Annotated in this window: 1 protein-coding gene; it reads left to right on the forward strand. The window is 72.8% G+C overall.

Annotated features, from left to right (window positions below; translation table 11 throughout):
• On the forward strand, positions 1-519 hold a 519-nt coding region (locus DBV35_RS29155), incomplete at its 5' end, for a Dps family protein (RefSeq protein ID WP_211100078.1).
• Positions 520-556 lie beyond the last annotated feature (37 nt).

Genomic DNA, 556 nt, shown 5'->3' on the forward strand with positions numbered 1-556 from the left:
CCGACATCGGAAGGAGCGGTGAGCACCATGGCCACCCCGATCACGAGCCCGCTCGACAGCGGCGCCACCGACATCACCGGCCGCGTGCTGCAGGAGACCCTCGTCGACCTCGTCGACCTGTCCCTGGTCGCCAAGCAGGCGCACTGGAACCTCGTCGGCAGGCAGTTCCGCGACATCCACCTGCACCTCGACGAGCTCGTCGACCTGGCCCGCGAGCACGGCGACTCGGTCGCCGAGCGGGCCGCCGCGATCGGGGTCGCCCCCGACGGGCGCGCGAAGACCGTCGGCCGCGACACCGGGCTGCCCGAGTACCCGGCGGGCTACGTGTCCGACTCCGACACCGTGCTCACCATCTCGGCGACCGTCGACGCCGCCGTCGACCGGCTGCGTCCGCGCATCGAGCAGGCCGGCAAGGCCGACCCGCTCACCGAGGACCTGCTCATCGAGCTGGGCCGCGCGCTGGAGGAGGCCCGCTGGATGTGGCAGGCGCAGGCCGCCGGCTACCGCGGCGAGGTCTGAGCAGCACCCGCACGACCACAGATCGGAAGAGCGTCGT

It is taken from the genome of Acuticoccus kandeliae (genome assembly GCF_003073115.1).